This window comes from Streptomyces sp. NPDC048436 (genome assembly GCF_043200355.1).
Classification (GTDB): domain Bacteria; phylum Actinomycetota; class Actinomycetes; order Streptomycetales; family Streptomycetaceae; genus Streptomyces.
This window is the reverse complement of the sequence record NZ_JBICXP010000015.1, coordinates 87,821-106,953: the sequence shown is the minus strand read 5'-3', so window position 1 is coordinate 106,953 and position 19,133 is coordinate 87,821. Positions and strand designations below refer to the sequence as shown.

Genomic DNA, 19,133 nt, shown 5'->3' with positions numbered 1-19,133 from the left:
CCTCGTCGACCTGCCCACCCTCTACGGGGAATGACGTCCGATGTCGACATATCGGTGGGCACTGTGCCCGTCTGCACCACCGCTATGGTGGACCGGCTTTGCGGCCGTGCCCCGGGCTTCCTGTGCGCCACGTGGGCGGCTCACAGCCCACGCAGTATGCCCCCTGATGCCGCAGTCCTGACGGAACATGACAGCATTTCAGTCTCGTACACCCCGCTCTGCATGCGCCAGGGTTGGGTTCTCCTCATCTCGGGGGCGTACCGCTCGGCGGCAGGCGCTTGGTGACAAGGTGCCCCCGTGAGCATGACGACCTGATAAGAGCGCTGTCCGGGCTGCGGCGGGCGCAGATGGGCAACCGCCGGGCCCCGCACAAGCCGCTGCCGGCGCTCTGCCCGCTGGGGCGGTTCGCGGCATCGGGCAGCACCGCGGTGACGTACGGCGAGGCGGAGAAGCCTGTCAGCCGCTTGATCAATGACTTCGGGCCCGCGGTAACGAGTCCCCGAGCGTGGCAACTGGCTGCGGCCGGAAGCGGAGAGGCTGATCCCCGCCCCGGGCACGCTCGCGGCGGCCGCCCGCTTGTTGCTGGAGCAGCACTTCACCCCGGCCCTGGAGGCAGCCATCTGCGACGCCGTCGGCTTGGACTTGGCCGGGCTGGACGATACGGCCTACTTGCCGTTCGCAATGTCCCGACCCGGGCGGCCCGCCGTCGACGTCCAGTTCGTCCTCTGGCACGGGCAACAGGTCTTCAAGCGGCCCGGCGCACTGGCCGCATAGTCAGCGGCTTTGACGGCGCCACATGGGGACTGGGGCCGCGTACGTACCGCCGCGGCGTAGAGCGCCGTGCCAGTGGAAGCACTTCGGGGGCTGGGGTACTGCCGAGAGCGGCGGTCGCGCCGTCTTTGCTCTTTCGCCTCACGTGCGCCTTGGAGGCCTGTGATTCTGAGGTAGAAGCTCGCTTCGAGTTGCAGGCGCAATGGCTCTATAGCGTGTGCCCACCAGCGGGCACATCGAGTCGGGGCGGCGGGATCGAGCAGGATGGAGTGGGATGGAAACGGGTGGGAAAGTCCGATTCTCCCGCAAAGGTTTAGTAAAGCCCCAGGTCGGAGGCTCGGCTGTTTCGGGTTCGAATCTCCTAGGCTCCACACAGGTAATCCCCTCTGAACTGCGGAAACGCGGCCAGGGGGGTATTTTTGTCCCGATTTTGCGTGCTGACGTGTCAGCACAGTGGTGCTGACAAACCGCGGTCGGAGCCCCGGATCTTCGGGGAATCTACAGAGTTTGCCGCTCACCGTTGCTCTCCCGGGGATCGCCTAGGCTCCCGGCCAGGCCACATGCCTCCTTGGCCTCACCGGATGAGAACGCTTCGGTTCTGGGGTGGCTGGTGGGTTACCGGAGGGGGCGGGCCGGTGACACTTTCGCGGGTATGTCTTGAGTCGGCATCGGCGTCCGACGACTAGCCCTTGCAACGCATGGGCCTGCGCATGCTCCTGGAGGGCACCGACAGCCTGACCCCCGTCGGTCAGGCCGCGGGCGGCGCCGAGGCCGTCCGCATGGCCGCCGAACTCCGCCCCGACGTCGTCCTCATGGACGTCCGCGTGCCCGGCATGGACGGCCTGGAGGCCACCCGCCGCATCGTTGGCACCGGCGGTCGCGCCCGCGTTCTGATCGTCACCACCTTCGACCTCGCCGAGTACGCCCACGACGGTTTGCGCGCCGGAGCCAGCGGTCGCCTCCTCAAGGACGTCCGCCCCGAGGAACTCGTCGCCGGTACCCGGGCCGTCCCAACCGGCAACGCCGTTGTCGCCCCCGCCCTCACCCGCCGCTCCCTGGAGGCCCACGCCCACACCGGGCTCGCTCCCACCGGCCCTCCCAACGTCGAGGACCCCCGCCTGAGCACACACAGCGAACGTGAACGCGAGGTTCTCGTCGCCATCGGCCAGGGCTGGAACAACAACGAGATCGCACAGCGGCTCGTCCTGTCCGAATCCAAGGTGAAGAAACATGTCAGCCGCGTCCTCACCAAGATCGGCGCACGCGACCGCATCCAGGCTGTAATCCTCGTGTACGACGCGGGGCTGGTCAGCGCCGAACCGTAGGTCTGTACCCTTTCCGCCGCACCACGGCGGGGCATCTCAGGCCGACCGAGCGATTGGCCGTGGCGTTGTCGGTGGCGGGCAGTATCGTCGGGGGTATGCAGGAGCGCTGGGGGGATGAGCGGGCGGCGATGGTCGTGCTGCTCCGGCGAGCCGGCACGGAGAAGCAGGAGCGGGAGACCGTGGCGCGGGTGATGGAGGCCGGCAGCGCCTGGCGGCTTCTGGGCGAGGAACAGCCTTCACTGTTCGGCGGAACCGCCGACGCGGAGCTGCCTGCTGCCCGTGCCGAGCTGGAACGCTGGGCGGCGCAGGGCATCGGGGTATACGTGCTGACCGAGCCGGACTACCCGCACCAGCTGAGCAGCGCCTTTGACGCACCGGGGTTGGTCTTCACCCGCGGTGATGTACGGCCTGACGATGCGGGGGTGGCGGTGGTCGGCTCGCGCAGCGCCTCGCCGCAGGCCCTCGCTGATGCTGCCGCCATTGCCCGTGGCCTAGTCGCGCGAGGGCTGAGCGTGGTGTCCGGGCTCGCATCGGGGATCGACACCGCGGCGACGGTGGCCTCGCTGGAGGCGGGCGGGCGTGCGGTCGGCGTGATCGGCACCGGCGTCTACCACGCCTATCCGCCGGGGAACCTCGACCTGCACCGCTGGGTCGTCTCCTCGGGGCTCGTGCTCTCCCCGTTCTGGCCGGACACCCCGCCGTCGAAGACGACTTTTCCGCGTCGGAACGGCACGATGTCGGCGTACTGCCTGGCCACGGTGATCGTGGCGGCCGGTCCGCGCAGCGGTACCCGTATTCAGGCTCGCAGGGCCGTCGAGCACGGCCGTCCGGTGATCTTGCTGCGCTCCGTCCTCGACGGGAACGACTGGGCGCGTGAGCTGCTCGACCGCCCGGATGTCCATGTCGCCGACGATGTGGACGGCGTCCTGGGCGTGCTGGACGACATCGTGCGCCGTCCGTTGGACGTCGACCGTCTGCTGCGGGATCTCGTCGATCTGCCGTGACAACCGATCCGAGGGGTGGGCGGGGTGCGCGTGCCGCCGAGATCATCTCCCGCACCCGGTTCGTCGATCACTTTCTGGCCCCGGTCCGATCCGTCCGCGGCATCTGCGAGGTGTGCGCCGAACCCCAGGCGGGCGGTGGCCTGTGGTGCGCTACCTGTACGGCCCACAGCCGGCAGGCAGCGTCGCTCGGGACGCACGCGGCGGACCGGGTCGTCTTCGCGGCGTACTCGGTCGCGGGCCGCCAGTCGGACTGGGACATGCACCGCTACAAGGCCGCTTCGCCCGGTCCGGCGAACCCGTCGTGGATGCGGGCGGCGGGGCTGGCCGCGTACTTCGGCCTGATGCACCGTGCTTGCCTGGACACCGGGCTCTCCGGGCCGGTCGACGCTTTCGCGGTGGTGCCCTCGCTCAGCGGCCGGCCGTCGCCGCACCCGCTTGAAGCCCTCGTGAGCTATCTGCTGCCGGGCGTCCCGGCCGTCCCGCTGTCTGCGTCCACGCTGGAGCGGGGAGATCGTGATCAGCGGAGGGTGTTCCGGCCCGACTACTTCACCGTGAGCCACGGCAGCGTGGTCCGTGATTGTCATGTCGTGCTCTTCGACGACACCTGGGTGACTGGCAGCCACTTCCAATCCGCCTCAGCGGCTCTGCGACAGGCTGGCGCACTGCACGTGACGGGTCTGGTCCTCGCTCGCCGCCTACGTCTGGACTGGGGTGCGAACGATGCCTTCATCACCGAGCAACTCGCCCGTCCGTACGACGTCACGGTTTGCCCGGTAGGTGAGCACGTGGCGCAGGAGGGATGATGCACACCGGCTTCACGGGTGCACGTACGCGATCGACGTTGAGGACCGGATCAGGTCCGAAAAAGTCTCTTTTGGCCTGAGGAAACGCTGGTTCGAGAGCCTCTTTGCCGCGCACACGTGCGCACAGGGTGGACTCTGGGGATTCGGTGAGGCCCGGCTTGTCAGGGATCGTGGACGATGGCTGGCCGTCCGGCGCTCTGGCGGATCTCCTAGACTCTGCGGCGGTCTTCAGGACGTGGGCCCCTGCCGCCTCGGGGGTTGTCGGGGGTGGTGCGGTGTGGATAGCCTGCCCGGGAGTAAGGAGTTCGGGATAGGACCTGAACCACCGCTGATCTCTTCGAGGCATGGAGCGTCGGAACGCACCCTCGCCACCGCCTCTTTCCGTGTTCTCTTCCGTTGCCGCCGGGATGTCAGCGCTCCAGCGGCCGAAAGGCGTCTGCATGACTATCTACTGTCAACACGCGACCCGTGGGAAGACGCAGATTCTGGCGGTCTACCGGCGTGAGGACGATGCGGTGTCGTCCACCGTGACGAGCCTCGGCTCTGCAGGGCTTGCGGCACCGATCGTCGAAGCGCTCAATCGGATCTCCGCCCTTGCCACAGTCCCGCTGGGCCTCTTTGACGAGCGGCGTAGGCGGGTGGCTCGTTATCCCACGGAGCATCTGGCGGCGCTCACCGACCGGGCGGCGCGTGCTGGGCTCCTGAGCGGAGCGCACAGTCTCTGGTACGAGTGGGTCTGCTGGGATCTTCACCAGGCGCTGGTCGACCTGGACGAGGCGGTCGAGGCCGCACCCGCTCCGATCCGGATCGCGATCGAGGCGGAGCTGGAGACAGAGGAACGTGAGCTGCGCGATGCGCTCGCCGAGTACTCGGAGGCAGTCCCTGTGCCTGAGGAGAACCAGCGTTCGTGGGATTCCGGGTTCCCGTTCGTTCCGTACAACGGTGGTATGCACCTCCTGACGCGTGAAGCGCGGAAGGAATTGGACCGTCTTGAGGAAGGCATCACCCGCGAGAAGCGGGAGGCGGCAGTTTCGGACTTGCGGCTGCTGGTCACCGCCTTCGACCAGTGGTCGGCCGCGCAGGCGGACGACGGGATGTTCTCGCTCGAGTACCCCGAGATCTTCGCCGAGCCGTACGACGCGGATCACCACTTCCTGACGGTCTCCGCACCGGATCCCGGTGGTGAGGGCATGGACGCCTGGCACGTCGATGTGTGCCGGTGGGTGCCCAATGATCCTCAGGAGAAGGGGGAGGAGGAGTACAGCAGCGCCACCGGTGAACACCTCCTCCGGTGCGTGCTGCCCGCGACTCCGAGTGCCGAAGACGTCAGCGAGTTGCTGTCCAGGGTCTCTGCGGAGCCGGGAGTACTCAAGGAGTGGGCTCAGACGACTGTGGGGAGCCCGCTGGAGGGGACGGCCTTGGTCGTCACCTCATGCCTGGCCGAATGAGTCTTGAGGTAGCCCGCGCGGGGGGCAGCCTTTGCTGTCTCAGCTGGGCAGTGTCGTTGGGGTAAGAGGGGCTGGCGGGAAGAGCTGCCGTCGCTGTTCGGCGGAGCTGCCTGCTGTCCGTGCCGAGCTGGAACACTGAACGGCACAGGGTGAGCGAGTGCACTTGCGACGGGTTTCTCATTGAGCTGGCCGACGGGCGAACCTACACCCTCGACCTGGACAAGCTGCTCCGCCCTGAGCCGGAGAACAGCCCCGTCTGACCTGCTTGTATTGCGTGTGCAATCGTGCTGAGGCCCGTTTCTACAGCAAAACCGCAGGTCAGGACAGTAACAATTTCGGGTTCGAATCTCCTAGGCTCCACAACGAACGCCCTCCGACCTGCGGAAACGCAGACTCGGGGGGCGTTTTGCATGCCGGGTCGCAGGCGTCGAGGCGGGAGCGACGGTGTGGTCACCGTGAGTGAAGGGGCTTCGCGGGCAGGGTGGAGGCGCTGCCGGGAGGGTGTCGTTCCGGTCGGCTGTCGTTGAAGTCTCTTGACAATCTGAGCTGGGGTGAAGAACATAAAGCTCAGATTGGAAAGCTTGTGCCCATCGGCGCCGCGTCACGGATCTTGACGCGTGGACCGCGGATCTTGGCCCCTTTCCGAAGCGATCAACTCCCGCTTTTCCGAAGCCCGCGCGGGCGATCACTCGACACCTCTCATTGAACTTGCACGGCCCCGTGACCACGGGGCCGTTTTTCGTGTGCGCCGTCAGTGACGTGCGCTGTACCCGAGGAGGGAACATGGCGAACGGAGCCGGAAAGACCGCGATCGTCACCGGAGCGACCAGCGGCATCGGCCTGGCGGTCGCGCACCACCTGGGGGAGCTCGGCTACCGGATCTTCCTGTGTGCCCGCAGCGCGGACACCGTGAAACTGACCGTCGAGCAGCTGCGTTCCAAGGGTTACGACGCCGACGGCACCGACTGCGACGTGCGCTCGGCCGAGCAGATCCGGGCCATGGTGACCGCGGCGGCGGAGCGCTACGGCAGCGTCGACGTCCTCGTCAACAACGCGGGCACGGGCGGTGGCGGTGTCACCGCGGACCTGACCGACGAGGCGTGGGACAACGTCATCGACACGAACCTCAACAGCGTCTTCCACACGACGCGGGACGTGCTCTCGGTCGGCGGGATGCGCGACAAGAGCTGGGGCCGGATCGTCAACATCGCCTCCACCGCTGGGAAGCAGGGCGTGGTCCTCGCCGCTCCCTACTCGGCTTCCAAGCACGGTGTCGTCGGGTTCACCAAGTCCCTCGGCAACGAGCTGGCGAAGACCGGGATCACCGTGAACGCGGTCTGCCCCGGCTATGTGGAGACGCCCATGGCGGAGCGCGTGCGCAGCGGCTACGCGCAGGCGTGGGAGACCACCGAGGACGACATCCTCCAGCGGTTCGAGGCCAAGATCCCGCTGGGCCGCTACTCCACCGTGGACGAGGTGGCGGGCATGGTCGGCTACCTCGTCAGCGACACGGCCGCGTCCGTGACCTCCCAGGCCATCAACGTGTGCGGCGGCCTGGGCAACTTCTGAGCGCTCTCCCCCCCAAAAAAAACCCAAGGAGAACCCCCTTGAAGTACACGGCGTTTCTCGGTGTCCGGTTCGAGCCCGAGTGGTTCCTCATGGACTCCGCCGAGCGGGAGAAGTTCGAGGCTGAGCACGTCTTCCCGATCCTCGCCAAGCACGCTCAGTTCCTGCGGATCCGGCCCTTCCGCGCCTCGGCCTTCAGCTCGCGGCACACCAACTTCTTCCTCGTTCACTTCGACGACATCCCCGCGTACAACGACCTCATCGAGGAGATGCGTGAACGCCCGCTGATGGCCAACCGGTTCGCCACCATCACCGACAACTTCATCGGTATCGAGGCGGCTTATTACGCGGATGACGCGAGGGACGTGAGCGGTGCGGGCGAGGCCGTGGGCGCGGACAGCGGGGAGCAGGCATGACCAGGATCGGCATCATCCTCGGCAGCAGCCGGCCGGGGCGTAACGGCGAAGCCGTCGCCCGGTGGGTCCATGACATCGCGAGCGGCCGTGACGACGCGGAGTTCGAGCTCATCGACGTCGCCGATGTCGCGCTGCCCCACCTCGACGAGGCCATTCCGCCCATGGCCGGCGTGTACGCGCAGCCGCACACCCTTGCCTGGGCCGAGCGGATCGCGCGGCTCGACGGGTTCGTCTTCGTGACGCCCGAGTACAACCACTCCGTGCCCGGCGTCCTGAAGAACGCCATCGACTTCCTGTTCGCCGAGTGGGGCAACAAGGCGGCCGGCTTCGTCGGATACGGGCCGACCGGGGCCATCCGGGCCGTCGAACACCTGCGGCTGATCATGTCCGAGCTCCAGGTCGCTACGGTGCGCGCGCAGGCGGCGCTGGCCTTCGCCACCGATTTCGCCGACCCGATGACCTTCCGGCCCGCCGACGAGAGCGGCGCGATCGTCGGGCAGGTCCTGGACCAGGTCGTCTCATGGAGCGAGGCGCTCGAACCCGTACGCCGCAAGGCGCAGGCATGACGGCGGGGCTGAGCCGGGAAACCTCCGCCGGACCGCTCGACGCGCCGGTCATCGTCGTCGGAGGAGGACCGACCGGCCTCATGCTGGCCGGTGAACTCCGCCTCGGGGGCGCCGAGGTGATCGTCCTGGACAAGCTGGCCGAGGCCGTCGCCGAATCCCGTGGGCTCGGCTTCACCGCCCGCGCCACCGAAGTGTTCGACCAGCGGGGTCTACTGGACCACTTCAAGGCCCCGGAGATCAGCCCCAAGGGCCATTTCGGCGGCATCCCGATGGACTACGCCACCCTGCCCGGCGCCCACTTCGGTGTGCGCAACGTCGAACAGACCGAGACCGAGGGCGTGTTGGCCCGGTGGGCCGAAGGCCTGGGAGCCACGGTCCTGCGTGGCCGCGAGGTCACCGGCGTACGGCAGACGGATGAGCTGGTCGAGGTCGAGGTGGCCGGGCCGGGCGGTGCGGAAGTGCTGCGCTGTTCCTACCTCGTCGGAGCCGACGGCGGTCGGAGCACCGTGCGTCAGGCCGTGGGCTTCGATTTCCCCGGGCAGGACGCGACCTGCGAGATGTTCCTCGCCGATGTCACCGGCGTCGAGATCCGGCCGCGTTTCATCGGCGAGCGCGTACGCGACGGGATGGTCATGGCCGCGCGCCTCGGTGACGGCGTGGACCGGGTCATCGTCTGCGAACGCGGCACCGCGCCCGGGGAACGCATGGAACCGCCCTCCTTCGACGAGGTCGCCGGGGCCTGGCAGCGGCTCACCGGCGAGGACATCAGCGGGGGGCGGGCCCGCTGGATCAGCTCCTTCACGGACGCGTCCCGGCTGGTCACCGAGTACCGCAGGGGGCGGGTGTTCCTCGCGGGCGACGCCGCCCACATCCATCTGCCCGCGGGCGGCCAGGGGCTCAGCGTCGGTGTGCAGGACGCGATGAACCTGGGGTGGAAACTCGCCGCCGTCGTCACCGGGCGCGGCGCGGCGGGCCTGCTCGACAGCTACCACCGGGAGCGGCACCCGGTGGGCGAGCGCGTCCTGACCAATACCCGGGCGCAGGGCCTGCTTTACCTCAGCGGCAGCGAGGTCGAGCCGTTGCGCGCGGTGATGGAGGAGCTGCTGGCCAACGACGACGTCACCCGGCACCTCGCCGGCATGGTCAGCGGCCTCGACATCCGCTACGACATCGGCGCGGGCAGGCATCCGCTGCTCGGACGGCGGATGCCTCCGTGCGACCTGCTCACCGGCGCGGACGCCACCACCACGGCACGGCTGCTGCGTGCCGGGCGCGGTGTGCTCCTCCAACTGGCCGACCGCGCGGACCTGTTGGCGACCGCCGCGCCCTGGGCGGACCGGGTCGACGTCGTCACCGCGACCTGCGCTGACGAGCGGCTCACCGGCACGGACGCGGTGCTGCTGCGTCCCGACGGGCACGTCGCCTGGGCGGCGCCCGACGGCGGGGACCTGGCCCAGGCGCTCGGCACGTGGTTCGGCGAGGCGGGGAGTTCCCCGGCGCGGGGCCATGCCCCGGAGGCGGAGCTCGCGACCCAGCAGTAGAGCCCGTACAGACACAAGAGCAACAAGAACAACAAGAACAACAAGGACAACAAGGAGGTCGGGATGCACAGCACTCTGATCGTCGCCCGCATGGATCCGAACTCGATCGGCGACGTGACCAAGCTCTTCGGCGACTTCGACCGGACGGACATGCCGGAGCGCATGGGCACCGTGCGCCGGCAGCTGTTCAGCTACCAGGGCCTCTACTTCCACCTCCAGGACTTCGAGTCCGAGGACGGCGGCGAGCGGATCGCGAAGGCGCGTACGAACCCGCTCTTCGTGGGGATCAGCGACGACCTCAAGGCGCATATCAACGCCTACGACCCCGAGACCTGGCGGTCGCCCGCCGACGCGATCGCCCAGCGCTTCTACCACTGGGAGCAGGACGCGTGAGCCGTCCGGAAGACCCGGAAGGCGCAGCAACAGAAGGCGTGACAAGGAGGAGGAAACCATGACCGTAGCCGTGTTCACCATCGACGATCTCAAGCGGATCCTGGTCAGTTCGGCGGGCGCCGACGAAGGCATCAACCTGGACGGCGAGATTCTGGACACCTCGCTCACCGACCTCGGGTACGACTCGCTCGCGCTCCTGGAGACCGCCGCGGCGATCGACCGCGAGTACGGCATCACCCTCGACGACGAGGCCGTCACCGCCGTCACCACGGCGCGCGGCTTCGTGGACCTGGTCAACAACGCCGCCTGACGACCGAGACCGCCGCGTACCCCCATATCCGAACGAGCCGGGAGGCACGATGTCCGGACCGAAGGTCCATGAAGTCGAGCACGAGATCACGGTCGCCGCGCCGGCGAAGGCCGTCTACCAGCTCCTCGTCGAGGTGGAGAACTGGCCGCAGATGTTCCCGCCGAGCGTCCACGTGGAACGCCTCGAACAGGACGGCGAGCACGAACGGATACGCATCTGGGCCACGGCCAACGGCGCGGCCAAGACCTGGACGTCCATCAGGCGCCTGGCCCCCGACGAGGGCCGCATCGAGTTCCGCCAGGAGGTGTCGAGCCCGCCGGTCGCCGCAATGGGCGGCGCCTGGATCGTCGAGGCGGACGGCGACGAGCGCTGCCGGGTGCGGCTGCTGCACGACTACCGCGCCGTCGACGACGACGCGGACGCCCTGGAGTGGATCGCCTCGGCCGTCGACCGCAACAGCCACGCCGAGCTCGCCGCGCTCAAGGTCAACGCCGAGGCGGCGGCGGCCGGTTCGAGCCCGCTGCTCTCCTTCGAGGACACGCAGCAGATAGCCGGACGGGCACAGGACGTCTTCGACTTCATCAACGAGGCGCACCTGTGGGAGGAGCGGCTGCCGCACGTCGCGCGGGTGCGCCTGGAGGACGAGGAGGGGCTGCAGATCCTGGAGATGGACACGCGTACGACCGACGGGTCCACCCACACCACCAAGTCGGTCCGCGTATGCCTGGCGCCTGACCGCATCTACTACAAGCAGACCCAGGTGCCGGCGCTGATGACGCTGCACACGGGGCAGTGGCGCTTCGAGGAGAACGCCGACGGCGTCCTCGCCACGTCACAGCACACGGTCGTCATCAACGAGGCCAACATCGAGGCGGTCCTCGGGGCGGACGCCGGTGTCGAGGACGCGCGCAAGATGGTCCGCAAGGCCCTCGGCACCAACAGTCTGAGCACCCTCGCCCACGCCAAGGCCCACATCGAGGGCAGCGGTTCATGACCGACGGCGCCCATCCCCCGAGGCCGGCCGGCGCGGTCGAGGCGACACAGGTCCTCGTGGTGGGCGCCGGCCCAGTCGGGCTGCTGCTCGCGGGGGACCTGAGGCGGTACGGCGTACGCGTGGTGCTCGTCGACGCTCTGGCCGGGCCGATGACGGAGTCCCGTGCCTCCCAGCTCAACGCCCGCACGCTGGAACTCCTCGACCAGCGGGGCCTGGTGGCGGGGTTCGGCGATCTGACGCACGAACCGTCCGGTCATTTCGGGGGCCTCCCCTTCGACGCGACCGGCACGGGCAGCAGATTCGCGGGCAACTGGAAGGTGCCCCAGTTCCGCACCGAGGCTCTCCTCACGGAGCGGGCGCTCGCGGCGGGTGTGGAACTGCGCCGGGAGCACGAACTCACCGGCCTCGACGTCACCGACGAGGGCGTCACTGACGGCGACGTGATCGCCGAGCTGCGCACGCCGGACGGCCCGCGCTTCCTGCGCGCCCAGTACGTGGTGGGGTGCGACGGCGGCGAGAGCACCGTGCGGCGCCTCGCGGGCTTCGAGCTCGCGGGCAACGACGCCGTGCGCGAGCTGCTGCGCGCGGACATCAGCGGAATCCGCGTTCCCGACCACCGCTTCGAGCGCTTCGACCTCGGCTTCGCCGCCTCCGCGCGGCGTCCCGACGGCGTGACGCGGGTGATGGTGCACGAGTTCGGCCGCCCCCCGGTCCGGCGCACGAGGCCACCGTCGTTCGCCGAGGTCGCGAAGGTCTGGGAGACGGTCACGGGCGAGCACATCGCCGGGGCCACGCCGGTCTGGCTCGACGCCTTCGACGACGCCTGTCTGCAGGCCACGCGGTACCGGCGCGGTCGCGTGCTGCTCGCGGGCGACGCGGCCCACGTACACATGCCGGTCGGGGGGCAGGCCCTCAACCTCGGCCTGCGGGACGCCGCCAACCTCGGGTGGAAACTGGCCGCGCAGGTGCGGGGGTGGGCGCCGCCCGAGCTGCTCGACAGCTACCACGAGGAGTGTCACGCCGACGGCGGGCGCGTCCTTCAGAACGTACGTGCGCAAGGGATGCTGCTCTTCGGCGGCGCCGAGGTCGCCCCCATGCGCGCGGTGCTCGGCGAACTGCTGGCAGGACCCGGACTCCAGGACCTGTTCGCCGGTCTGGTCAGCGGACTCGGCGTACGCCATGACGTCGGACCCGGCAGCGCGCCGCTCATCGGCGAGCGCATGCCCGATGTCGACCTCACCGTCGGCGGCAGGCCCACGACCGTGGCCCGGCTCCTGTACGACGGCCGCGGGGTCCTGCTCGACCTGACCGCGGAGGGGGCCACCGCGAAGCGGTACACGCGGACCGCGGAGGAGGCCGGCCGCGTACGCGTCGTCACCGCGCACCCCACGCAGGAGCTCACCGAAGGAGCTGCGTTCCTGCTGCGGCCCGACGGGCACGTCGTGTGGACCGACCGGGCGGGGACCTCACCGGCGCGGGCGCTGCGCCGCTGGTTCGGCGTATAGGCGTACGGCGTACAGGAACCGCCCGGCACGGGCGGTTCTCACGCATGCCCGGAGCATGCCCGGAATCAGCTTTCTGTCGTTTCTGCGGAAGGAAAGAACATGAGGCGGCGAGTAGTCATCACCGGCATCGGTGTCCTGGCACCGGGAGGTGTCGGCACCAAGAACTTCTGGTCCCTGATCAGCGAGGGACGCACGGCCACGCGCACCCTGTCGCGCTTCGACGCCACCCCCTACCGCTCGCGGGTCGCGGCCGAGGTCGACTTCCTGCCGTACGAGCACGGGCTGCGGGCCCAGGAGATCCGCCGGATGGACCGTGCGGCGCAGTTCGCCGTGGTCGTCACCCGCGAGGCGGCGAACGACAGCGGGCTCGAACTGTCCGAGATCGACCCGCACAGGATCGGCGTGACGATCGGCAGCGCCGTCGGGGCCACCACCAGCCTGGAGGACGAGTACCGCGTGGTGAGCGACGACGGCTCGGCGCACCTCGTCGACCGCGCGTACGCCACTCCCCATCTGTACGACTACCTCGTGCCCAGCTCGTTCGCCACCGAGGTGGCGTGGTCCCTGGGCGCGGAGGGGCCGAGCACGGTGGTCTCTACCGGCTGCACCTCGGGCATCGACGCCGTGGGACACGCGGTCGAGCTGATCCGCGAGGGCAGCGCCGACGTCATGATCACCGGCGCGACCGAGGCTCCGATCGCGCCCATCACGGTCGCCTGCTTCGACGCGATCAAGGCGACGACCGTGCACAACGACGACCCCGAGCACGCCTCGCGCCCCTACGACAGCACCCGCAACGGCTTCGTGCTCGGCGAGGGGGCCGCGGGATTCGTCCTGGAGGAGTACGAGACCGCCAAGCGGCGCGGCGCCACCATCTACGCCGAGATCGTCGGCTATGCCACGCGCAGCAACGCGTACCACATGACCGGACTGCGCGCGGACGGCGCCGAGATGGCGGCGGCGATCACCTCGGCGCTGGACGAGGCGCACCTCAACCCGACCGACCTGGACTACATCAACGCCCACGGGTCCGGCACCAAACAGAACGACCGCCACGAGACGGCCGCGTTCAAGCGCAGCCTCGGCGACCACGCCCACCACCTGCCGGTGAGCTCCATCAAGTCGATGGTGGGCCACTCGCTGGGGGCGATCGGCTCGATCGAGATCGCCGCGTCCGCCCTCGCGATCAAGGAGAACGTGGTGCCGCCCACCGCGAACCTGCACCACCAGGACCCCGAACTCGACCTGGACTACGTGCCGTTGACGGCGCGCGACTGGAAGACCGACCGCGTGCTCACCGTGGGCAGCGGCTTCGGCGGCTTCCAGAGTGCGATGGTCCTCGCCACGCCCGAGAGGAGCGCCGCATGACGGCCGTAGCGGTGACCGGGATCGGTGCCATAGCGCCCAACGGGCAGGGCACCGAGGAGTACTGGAAGTCCACGGTCGAGGGCCGCAGCGCCATCAACCCCATCACCAGGTTCGACGCGTCGGGCTATCCGTCGAAGCTGGCCGGTGAGGTGACGTTCGACGCCGCGGCCCACCTGTCGAGCAGGCTGATCCCGGCGACCGACCACGTCACGCGGCTCTCGCTGGCCGCCGCGGACTGGGCCCTTGAGGACGCCGCGGCGCTCCCCTCGGAGCTGCCCGACTTCAGCACCGGCGTGATCACCGCCAGCTCCGCGGGGGGCTTCGAGCTCGGCCAGCGCGAGCTGGAGAACCTGTGGAGCAAGGGGCCCAAGTACGTCAGCGTGTACCAGTCCTACGCCTGGTTCTACGCCGTCAACTCGGGCCAGATCTCGATCCGGCACGGCATGCGCGGCCCCAGCGGCGTGGTGGTCAGCGACCAGGCAGGCGGCCTTGACGCGATCGCCCAGTCCCGGCGGCAGATCCGCAAGGGCACCAAGCTGATCATCTCCGGCGGCGTGGACGGTTCGCTCTGCCCCTGGGGCTGGGTGGCGCAGATGACGGACCCCCGGATGAGCTCGTCCGATGACCCCGATGGCGCGTATCTCCCCTTCGACGCGCGGGCCGCGGGGCATGTGGCGGGCGAGGGCGGCGCACTGCTCGTCATGGAGGACATGGAGTCCGCGCGGGAGCGGGGCGCGCGGGTCTACGGCGAGATCGCCGGGTACGGCGCGACGACCGACCCCAAGCCGGGCAGTGGCCGCGAGCCGGGCCTGCGCAGAGCGCTGACGATCGCGCTCCAGGACGCGGAGGTGTCCCCCGACGAGGTGGACGTCGTCTTCGCCGACGCGGCGGCCGTGCCCGAGCTCGACCGGATCGAGGTCGACGCGATCAACGCCGTCTTCGGCGCCGGACGCGTGCCCGTGACGGCCCCGAAGACCATGACGGGCCGCCCGGCGGCCGGCACCGCGGCCCTCGATGTGGCGGCGGCGCTCCTCGCGATGCGGGACGGCGTGATCCCGCCGACGGTCAACGTCTCGCGCGCGCCCGGCTACGCCATCGACCTGGTCACCGGGGAGGCCCGCAGCGCCACCGTGCGCACCGCGGTCGTCCTGGCGCGCGGGCACGGCGGCTTCAACTCGGCCGTCGTGGTGCGCGCGGCGCGGTGAGCGCCCCGAGCACCACGTCGCCGTACCGACGACCTCAAACGACCTCTTGAACAGGGTGGAACTGTGAGCGAGAAGTTCAGCATCGACGACCTCAAGCGCATTCTCAGCGAGGGAGCAGGCGGCGAGAGCCAGCTTCAGGGCGACATCCAGGACGTCGCCTTCGAGGACCTCGGATACGACTCCCTCGCCCTCCTGGAGACCGGCACCCGCATCGGCCGGGAGTACGGCCTGGAGTTCGAGGACACGGCCTTCGTCGACGTCGACACCCCCCGCGGCCTCGTCGAGGTCGTCAACGCCCACCTCCTTGACCACGCGGCCCGTAGCTGAGCCCGTAGTCAACCCCCGCTGCCCACCGAGGAGTTCAGCATGCCGACGAACACCATTCCCCGCACCGACATCGATCCCTACAGCGACGCGTCGATCCTTTCGCCCTACGAGGACTACCGACGGCTGCGCGACCTGGGCCCCGTGGTGTGGCTGGAGACCCACCAGGTCTTCGCCGTCGCCCGGTACCGCGAGGTCTACGACGCGCTGCACGACCACACGACGTTCTCCTCGGGGTCGGGCGTGGGGCTGACCGAAACCCTCAACAAGGCGCAGAAGGGCAGCAGTTTCACCAGTGACCCGCCCTATCACGGCTACGTACGCGGTCTGGTGGCCCGGCACCTCAAGCCCAAGGCGCTCGAGCAGTTCCACGACTACATCGAGGGCTGGGCCAACAAGCTCGTCGACCAGCTCATAGAGAAGGGCACGTTCGACGCGGTCACCGACTTCGCGCAGGCCTTCCCCCTGGCGGTGGTGCCCGATCTGCTCGGCTGGCCGGTCGAGGAGGGCAAGGAGCGCCTGCTGGACTGGGCGACCGCCGGATTCAACGCGTTCGGGCCGCTCAACGAGCGGACCATGGCCGGCTTCCCGCAGCTCCAGGAGATGTCCGAGTTCCTCCAGCGGATGTCGGTGCCGGGCAACCTGCGGCCGGACAGCTGGGGCGCCGAACTGGTCAGCGACGCCAAGGAGGGCAAGATCGAGGAGTACCTCCTGCCGGGTCTGCTCGGGGACTTCCTGGCGCCCTCGATGGACACCTCCGTCAGCGCGCTCTCCAGCATGCTGTGGCTGTTCGGGCAGCACCCGGACCAGTGGGAGCTGCTCCGCAAGGAGGAGGCCCGCATTCCGCACGCGTTCAACGAGATCCTGCGCATCGAGTCCCCGCTGCGCGGCTTCACCCGGCTCTCCACCCGTGAGCGTGAGCTGGGTGGTGTCGAGCTCGCGGCCGACTCGCGGGTGCTGCTGCTGTACGGCTCGGCCAACCGCGACGAGCGCCAGTGGAGCGACCCGGACACGTTCGACATCGGCAGGGCCGGTGTCGCGCAGCACGTCGGCTTCGGCCACGGCATCCACGGCTGCGTCGGCCAGGCGCTCTCCCGCCTTGAAGGGCACAGCCTCCTCAAGGCGCTGTCCTCCCGGGTGCGTTCGATCGAGATCGGCGAGCCCACCTGGCGGCTGCACAACACGATCCGCGGCATCGCGTCGCTGCCCGTGACGCTGCGCACGTGAGCAGCACCTTGGGACGGAAGGCGACGACTTGGGACGGAAGGCGACGACGTCAATGAAGCTCACCGTCGACCGAGGTCGCTGTGAGGGTCACGGACTGTGCGAGGGCGTGGCGCCCGAACTCTTGTCGGCGGACGAGGGCTATGCCGCGCTGCTCGTGGACGGTGACGTGCCGACGGAACTGCAGAGCGCCGCGAAGACGGCGGTACGGGTGTGTCCCATCGCGGCGCTCAGGGTGACCTGAGCGCCGCCTTCGATGCATCTCGATGGATCTCGATGAACTTCGATGAATGGAGGGTGGTGCCGAAGATGAGCACGACAGCCTTCGTGTTCCCGGGCCAGGGTTCGCAGCGCGTCGGCATGGGACGCGCTCTGCTGGAGCGGCGCCCTGACCTGCTCGACTCCTACTACCGGGTCGCCGACGAGGTGCTGGGAATCCCCCTCACCGAGCTGTGCTGGAGAGGCCCGGCCGAGGAACTGCGCGTCATGCCCGTCACCCAGCCCGCGGTGTTCCTGACCAGCGTCGTCACCCACGCGGTGCTCGACGAGCAGGGGGTCGTGCCCGACGTGGTGGCGGGGCACAGCCTGGGCGAGTTCGCGGCGATGGTCGTCGCCGGGGTGCTCGACTGGGTCGACGGACTGCGCCTGGTCCGGCTGCGCGGCGAGCTGATGCAGTCCGTCAACCGCGAGATCCCGGGCAGCATGGGAGCCGTCGTCGGCGTCGCGCTGACCGACCTTGAGAATCTGTGCGCCCGCGCCGCCGCCGACACCGGCGAGGTCGTCGAGATCGCCAACCACAACGACCACCGGCAGATCGTGGTGGCCGGCCAGACCGGGGGCGTGGCGCGGCTGCTCGAACTGGCCGACGGGGCAGGGGCCCAGCGGGTGCTGACCCTGGACGTGGGCGGGTCGGCGCACTGCAGTCTGCTCTCCCGCATCGAGCCGGAGTTCGGGGAGGCGATCGACGGGCTCTCCCTGCGCGACCCGGCGATCCCCGTGGTGTCGGCGATCACCGCCGCTCCGGTGCGGACGGCGGACGAGGCAGCCGTCGCCCTGCGGCGCCAGTTCACGAGCCCGGTCATGTGGACCGACACGGTTCAGGCGCTTACCGCGTCCGGCGTGGGCAGGTTCGTGGAGGTCGGCCCCGGCCGGGCGCTGAGCAAACTCTGCGGGCGCCTCGCACCGCACGCCGAGGTGCACAGGACCAATGACCTGGAGCACCTGGACCGGGTCACCGAGGCCCTCGGCACCGCGCGGCGGCAAGGCGCGTGGACGTGATGGGCGCGCGACCGGTGGCCCTGCTCCTGCCGGGCCAGGGGTTCCAGCACGCCGGCATGGCGGTCGAGCTCTACAAGCGGGACCCGGAATTCGCCGCCGCGGCCGACGAGTTCCTCGCGGCGCTCGGGCCACGCGGCGGACCGGTCAGGGACGACTGGCTGGCCTGCGTGGACGGCGAGAGGGCCGACCGGGGCACACGGGCGCAGCCGCTCCTTTTCATGATCGGCTACGGAGTCGGCCGGGTCCTGCTGAGGCGTGGTGTGCGCCCGGACGTGATGATCGGCCACAGCGTCGGCGAGCTGGCCGCGGCCACCCTCTCCGGCGTCTTCGACCTGCCCGCGGCGGGCCGGATCATCGCGGCCCGCTGCGCCGCCCTCGACGAAGCCCCCGCCGGCGGCATGCTCGCCGTGGCGGGGGCTCCCGAGCAGGTGGTGGAGTGTGTCCGGGGCGGCCCGGCGGGCGAGCACGTGACGCTCGGCGCGCACAACGGGCGGAGGCAGACGATCCTTGCCGGGCCCGAGCCGCAGCTCTCCGATGCGGAGAGGACCGTTCGGGAGGCGGGCATGGTGGTCCGGCGGGTGCGCGCGCTGGAACCGTGGCACGCGCCGGCGATGGCCGGGGCCGCGCACAGGTTCGGCGAGGCGGTCGCGGCCGAGGCCCTGCGGCCTCCCGAGATCCCGATCGTGTCGACCCGCACGGGGCGTGCCGTCACCGCGGACGAGGCGGTACGGCCCGAGTTCTGGGCGGGGCAGATGGCGGCACCGGTGCTGTTCTGGCCGGCCCTCGACGGTCTGCTCGACGCCACCGGCCACGTGCTGGTCGACGGCGGCCCGGCCGGCGGGCTCGCGACGCTGGCCCGCGGGCACGCGTCGGTGCGCCAGGGCGACAGCGCGGTCATCCCGTTGCTTGCGCCGCCGGCGCGGGACGCCTGGAGCGCGTGGACGAGTGGCCTTGAGCAGCTGGCGGCCGCGGGCGCCTGAGGCTGCGGTACAGCCTGCCGTACAGCAGGGAAGGCGGGGTGCCGGCGTGTTGCGCCGGCACCCCGCTTTTTCTGTCTGCGGCAGACGTCTTCTGTCTGCGGCTGACGTCCTG

The 19,133-nt window shown here is 69.8% G+C and carries 19 protein-coding genes and 1 pseudogene; all 20 read left to right on the top strand.

Annotation, left to right across the window (positions count from 1 at the left end; genetic code table 11):
- Positions 1-347: 347 nt before the first annotated feature.
- A pseudogene (locus ACGFX9_RS35125) lies at positions 348-693 on the top strand (restriction endonuclease); the annotation flags it as partial.
- Positions 694-1,469: 776 nt separating this feature from the next.
- On the top strand, positions 1,470-2,096 hold the full coding sequence (locus tag ACGFX9_RS35120) for a response regulator (protein ID WP_393482949.1): 627 nt from the start codon (positions 1,470-1,472) through the stop codon (positions 2,094-2,096).
- Positions 2,097-2,191: 95 nt separating this feature from the next.
- Positions 2,192-3,100 (top strand): DNA-processing protein DprA, encoded by a 909-nt coding sequence (locus ACGFX9_RS35115; RefSeq protein ID WP_393482787.1) that lies wholly within the window; start codon positions 2,192-2,194, stop codon positions 3,098-3,100.
- Complete coding sequence (locus ACGFX9_RS35110) at positions 3,097-3,903, top strand: hypothetical protein (RefSeq protein WP_393482784.1); 807 nt, start codon at positions 3,097-3,099, stop codon at positions 3,901-3,903. The genes ACGFX9_RS35115 and ACGFX9_RS35110 overlap by 4 nt, the downstream gene beginning before the upstream one ends.
- 344 nt (positions 3,904-4,247) lie before the next feature.
- A complete protein-coding gene (locus tag ACGFX9_RS35105; protein ID WP_393482781.1) occupies positions 4,248-5,351 on the top strand; it encodes a hypothetical protein in 1,104 nt (367 codons plus the stop codon).
- 783 nt (positions 5,352-6,134) lie between these two features.
- A complete protein-coding gene (locus ACGFX9_RS35100) occupies positions 6,135-6,920 on the top strand; it encodes an SDR family NAD(P)-dependent oxidoreductase (protein ID WP_393482778.1) in 786 nt (261 codons plus the stop codon).
- 38 nt (positions 6,921-6,958) lie between these two features.
- Positions 6,959-7,333, top strand: coding sequence for a darcynin family protein (locus tag ACGFX9_RS35095; RefSeq protein WP_393482775.1), 375 nt, complete (start codon positions 6,959-6,961; stop codon positions 7,331-7,333).
- Entirely contained in the window at positions 7,330-7,899 is a 570-nt protein-coding gene (locus ACGFX9_RS35090) for an NADPH-dependent FMN reductase (protein ID WP_393482773.1), read from the top strand. Before ACGFX9_RS35095 ends, ACGFX9_RS35090 begins: the two co-directional genes overlap by 4 nt.
- Positions 7,896-9,440, top strand: coding sequence for an FAD-dependent monooxygenase (locus ACGFX9_RS35085; RefSeq protein WP_393482770.1), 1,545 nt, complete (start codon positions 7,896-7,898; stop codon positions 9,438-9,440). The genes ACGFX9_RS35090 and ACGFX9_RS35085 overlap by 4 nt, the downstream gene beginning before the upstream one ends.
- A 63-nt stretch (positions 9,441-9,503) precedes the next feature.
- Positions 9,504-9,833, top strand: coding sequence for a TcmI family type II polyketide cyclase (locus tag ACGFX9_RS35080; RefSeq protein WP_393482767.1), 330 nt, complete (start codon positions 9,504-9,506; stop codon positions 9,831-9,833).
- 58 nt (positions 9,834-9,891) lie between these two features.
- Complete coding sequence (locus ACGFX9_RS35075) at positions 9,892-10,143, top strand: acyl carrier protein (RefSeq protein WP_393482764.1); 252 nt, start codon at positions 9,892-9,894, stop codon at positions 10,141-10,143.
- Between the two features lie 49 nt (positions 10,144-10,192).
- Entirely contained in the window at positions 10,193-11,137 is a 945-nt protein-coding gene (locus ACGFX9_RS35070; protein WP_393482761.1) for an aromatase/cyclase, read from the top strand.
- On the top strand, positions 11,134-12,642 hold the full coding sequence (locus ACGFX9_RS35065; RefSeq protein ID WP_393482758.1) for an FAD-dependent monooxygenase: 1,509 nt from the start codon (positions 11,134-11,136) through the stop codon (positions 12,640-12,642). The genes ACGFX9_RS35070 and ACGFX9_RS35065 overlap by 4 nt, the downstream gene beginning before the upstream one ends.
- Before the next feature lie 99 nt (positions 12,643-12,741).
- Positions 12,742-14,010 (top strand): beta-ketoacyl-[acyl-carrier-protein] synthase family protein, encoded by a 1,269-nt coding sequence (locus ACGFX9_RS35060; protein WP_393482755.1) that lies wholly within the window; start codon positions 12,742-12,744, stop codon positions 14,008-14,010.
- Positions 14,007-15,215: a ketosynthase chain-length factor gene (locus ACGFX9_RS35055; protein ID WP_393482752.1), complete on the top strand. Its 1,209-nt coding sequence runs from the start codon at positions 14,007-14,009 to the stop codon at positions 15,213-15,215. Before ACGFX9_RS35060 ends, ACGFX9_RS35055 begins: the two co-directional genes overlap by 4 nt.
- Before the next feature lie 63 nt (positions 15,216-15,278).
- Positions 15,279-15,542, top strand: a complete 264-nt coding sequence (locus ACGFX9_RS35050) for an acyl carrier protein (RefSeq protein ID WP_393482749.1) — start codon at positions 15,279-15,281, stop codon at positions 15,540-15,542.
- Between the two features lie 39 nt (positions 15,543-15,581).
- Positions 15,582-16,766 (top strand): cytochrome P450, encoded by a 1,185-nt coding sequence (locus tag ACGFX9_RS35045; protein ID WP_393482745.1) that lies wholly within the window; start codon positions 15,582-15,584, stop codon positions 16,764-16,766.
- Between the two features lie 52 nt (positions 16,767-16,818).
- The gene (locus ACGFX9_RS35040) at positions 16,819-17,007 is read left to right on the top strand and encodes a ferredoxin (RefSeq protein WP_393482742.1); all 189 of its coding nucleotides are present in this window, start codon (positions 16,819-16,821) and stop codon (positions 17,005-17,007) included.
- 65 nt (positions 17,008-17,072) lie between these two features.
- A complete protein-coding gene (gene fabD / locus ACGFX9_RS35035) occupies positions 17,073-18,041 on the top strand; it encodes an ACP S-malonyltransferase (protein ID WP_393482739.1) in 969 nt (322 codons plus the stop codon).
- Positions 18,041-19,021, top strand: coding sequence for an acyltransferase domain-containing protein (locus ACGFX9_RS35030; RefSeq protein WP_393482736.1), 981 nt, complete (start codon positions 18,041-18,043; stop codon positions 19,019-19,021). The genes fabD and ACGFX9_RS35030 overlap by 1 nt, the downstream gene beginning before the upstream one ends.
- The last annotated feature ends 112 nt before the right edge of the window (positions 19,022-19,133 follow it).

What these genes read in the sequence shown, in the direction of transcription:
- ACGFX9_RS35065 (WP_393482758.1), top strand. Translation starts at nt 11,134, where the DNA reads ATGACCGACGGCGCCCATCCCCCGAGGCCGGCCGGCGCGGTCGAGGCG.
- ACGFX9_RS35055 (WP_393482752.1), top strand. Translation starts at nt 14,007, where the DNA reads ATGACGGCCGTAGCGGTGACCGGGATCGGTGCCATAGCGCCCAACGGG.
- ACGFX9_RS35090 (WP_393482773.1), top strand. Translation starts at nt 7,330, where the DNA reads ATGACCAGGATCGGCATCATCCTCGGCAGCAGCCGGCCGGGGCGTAAC.
- ACGFX9_RS35070 (WP_393482761.1), top strand. Translation starts at nt 10,193, where the DNA reads ATGTCCGGACCGAAGGTCCATGAAGTCGAGCACGAGATCACGGTCGCC.
- ACGFX9_RS35105 (WP_393482781.1), top strand. Translation starts at nt 4,248, where the DNA reads ATGGAGCGTCGGAACGCACCCTCGCCACCGCCTCTTTCCGTGTTCTCT.
- ACGFX9_RS35075 (WP_393482764.1), top strand. Translation starts at nt 9,892, where the DNA reads ATGACCGTAGCCGTGTTCACCATCGACGATCTCAAGCGGATCCTGGTC.
- ACGFX9_RS35080 (WP_393482767.1), top strand. Translation starts at nt 9,504, where the DNA reads ATGCACAGCACTCTGATCGTCGCCCGCATGGATCCGAACTCGATCGGC.
- ACGFX9_RS35045 (WP_393482745.1), top strand. Translation starts at nt 15,582, where the DNA reads ATGCCGACGAACACCATTCCCCGCACCGACATCGATCCCTACAGCGAC.
- ACGFX9_RS35120 (WP_393482949.1), top strand. Translation starts at nt 1,470, where the DNA reads ATGGGCCTGCGCATGCTCCTGGAGGGCACCGACAGCCTGACCCCCGTC.
- ACGFX9_RS35060 (WP_393482755.1), top strand. Translation starts at nt 12,742, where the DNA reads ATGAGGCGGCGAGTAGTCATCACCGGCATCGGTGTCCTGGCACCGGGA.
- ACGFX9_RS35100 (WP_393482778.1), top strand. Translation starts at nt 6,135, where the DNA reads ATGGCGAACGGAGCCGGAAAGACCGCGATCGTCACCGGAGCGACCAGC.
- ACGFX9_RS35030 (WP_393482736.1), top strand. Translation starts at nt 18,041, where the DNA reads ATGGGCGCGCGACCGGTGGCCCTGCTCCTGCCGGGCCAGGGGTTCCAG.
- fabD (WP_393482739.1), top strand. Translation starts at nt 17,073, where the DNA reads ATGAGCACGACAGCCTTCGTGTTCCCGGGCCAGGGTTCGCAGCGCGTC.
- ACGFX9_RS35040 (WP_393482742.1), top strand. Translation starts at nt 16,819, where the DNA reads ATGAAGCTCACCGTCGACCGAGGTCGCTGTGAGGGTCACGGACTGTGC.
- ACGFX9_RS35115 (WP_393482787.1), top strand. Translation starts at nt 2,192, where the DNA reads ATGCAGGAGCGCTGGGGGGATGAGCGGGCGGCGATGGTCGTGCTGCTC.
- ACGFX9_RS35085 (WP_393482770.1), top strand. Translation starts at nt 7,896, where the DNA reads ATGACGGCGGGGCTGAGCCGGGAAACCTCCGCCGGACCGCTCGACGCG.